Origin of the sequence: Archangium sp. (assembly GCF_036389735.1) — a bacterium.
Taxonomy (GTDB): domain Bacteria; phylum Myxococcota; class Myxococcia; order Myxococcales; family Myxococcaceae; genus Archangium.
In genome coordinates this window covers 1-2,119 of sequence record NZ_DASVWK010000967.1, presented here as the reverse complement: position 1 = coordinate 2,119, position 2,119 = coordinate 1, and the positions used below count along the sequence as shown (strand labels likewise).

The window sequence follows — 2,119 nt, the reverse complement described above, 5'->3', positions numbered from 1 at the left end:
GTGGCGGGCGTCGTCACCCAGGTGGATGACACCGCGAAGAAGGCCCGCGTGGACCTGGTGGGACGCATGGCGGAGATTCCCTTCGCATCCGTCACCTGGGCCCGCCTCAAGGGCAAGAGCGCGCCCACGAAGATGTCGCAGGTGATGAAGCCCGGCGACATCGTGCGCGTGCGCGTGCTGCGCGTCTCCCCGGCCCCCGCGCTGCTCGACGCCACGTTGGATCAGGTGCCGCTCGTGCAGGGGGGCCTCGTCGTCATCCGCCCCGAGGACCGGCACGTGGTGGCGCTCGTGGGCGGCTATGACTTCGCGCGCTCGCCCTACAACCGCGCCACCCAGGCCCGGCGCCAGCCCGGCTCGTCCTTCAAGCCCTTCATCTACGGGGCCGCGCTCGGCAGCGGGCGCTTCACCCCCATCAGCACGGTGAACGACGCCCCCGAGGCCATCCGCGACCCGTACACCGGCAAGACGTGGAAGCCGCAGAACTACGACCGCGCCTTCGACGGACCCATGACGCTGCGCCAGGCCCTCACCAAGTCCAAGAACACGGTGTCCGTGCGCCTCATCGAGGCCATCACCCCCACCGCCGCCATCGACTTCGCCCGCCGCGCCGGCATCCGCTCGGAGCTGCCCGAGAACCTCACGCTCGCGCTGGGCACCGGCGAGGTGACGATGCTGGAGGCCGCCAACGCCTACGCCACGCTCCAGGCCAACGGCCGCTACGCCGAGCCGCTCCTGCTGCTCAAGGTGACGGACGCGCAGGGCAAGGTGCTGGAGGAGCACCAGCCGGCCTTCGAGGAGACCCTGCCCCCGGCGGTGGCCTACCTCACCACCTCGCTGATGCGCAGCGTGGTGGAGGAGGGCACGGCCAAGGCGGTGACGGAACTCAACCGCCCCGCCGCCGGCAAGACGGGCACCGCCAGCGAGAACCGCGACGCCTGGTTCTCCGGCTTCACCGCGGACTGGGTCGCCAGCGCCTGGGTGGGCTTCGATGACCACTCGCCCCTGGGCAGCTCCGAGACGGGTGGCCGCGCCCCCCTCCCCATCTGGCTGGACTTCATGCGCGCCGCCCACGAGGGCCTGCCCTCGCGCGAGTTCGAGGTGCCCCCGGGCGTGGTGCAGCTGCGCATCGACCCGGCCACCGGCCTGCTCGCGGGCAGCTCCGTGCCCGGCCGGCTCGAGTCCTTCATGGAGGGAACCCAGCCCACCGCCGAGGCCCCTCCTCCCGGCCACGTCAGCCCGAGCGACTTCTTCCTACAGGAAGGCAGCCGGGGGGGGCTGTGAGCCGGGCCCTCGCCGCCGCCCTCCTCCTGGCCGCGCTGCCCGCCCCGGCCGCCAACCCCACCCCACCGCGGCCCACCGCGGACGCCCCGGCGGCCCCGGTCGCTCCCGCCCTGGAGCGTCTCGCCGAGGTCGTGGCCACCGACGTCCGGGCGCTGAAGCCCGAGCCCCCCGTGGCGCTGTCCTTCACCGGTGGGGCCCCCGAGCTCCGGCGTGCTTTCGGAACGCTGCTCGCCTCGCGGCTGGCTTCCGCCGGGCTCGCCCCCGTGGTGCTGGAGGCCCCCTCCCCCGAGGCCGCCGAGGCCCTCGCCCGGGAGCAGGGAGCCCGCGCCCTGGTGCGCCTCTCCCTGGGCGTGGAGGCCGGGGAGCTGCGCGCGAAGGGTGACGTGCTCGGCACCTGGGTGAACTTCTGGTCCGGCCGCACCGCCACCCGGCCCGCCTCTCCCGCCGCCGCCCTCGTCCAGGCCGTGACGGCGGATGCCCCGGCGCTCGCGCTCGCCGCCGTGGAGCCCACGCGCACCCCGACGCCCACGCCCGAGGCGCCGCGTCCCCCGCGCCTGTTGGGCGCCGTGCTGACGAGCCTGCCTCGGCCGCCCGCCGCGCTCGCCTCGGGGGACCTCGATGGAGACGGCAAGGACGAGGTCATCGCCCTCACCGAGCGCTCCGTCTTCGTCTTCTCCGCGGACGGGCAGCTCGTCGCGGAGCACTCGCTGGAGGCGCTGCCCCCCGGCCCCACGCCCACCCGCGAGCCCTTCGGTGCGCTGGCCGTGCTCTCCGGGCCTCCGCGCCTCGCCGCTTTCTCCACCCGCTTCGCCCAGGGCGAGGTACTCGCGCTGGAGGC

1 protein-coding gene and 1 pseudogene are annotated in these 2,119 nt (G+C 74.8%); both read left to right on the top strand.

Translation table 11 applies throughout. The annotated features are described in order from the left end of the window. On the top strand, positions 1-1,281 hold a 1,281-nt coding region (locus VF794_RS34480), incomplete at its 5' end, for a penicillin-binding transpeptidase domain-containing protein (RefSeq protein WP_331117371.1). After that, positions 1,278-2,119 (top strand): annotated as a pseudogene (locus VF794_RS34475) (VCBS repeat-containing protein); the annotation flags it as partial. The gene VF794_RS34480 and the pseudogene VF794_RS34475, both read left to right, overlap by 4 nt.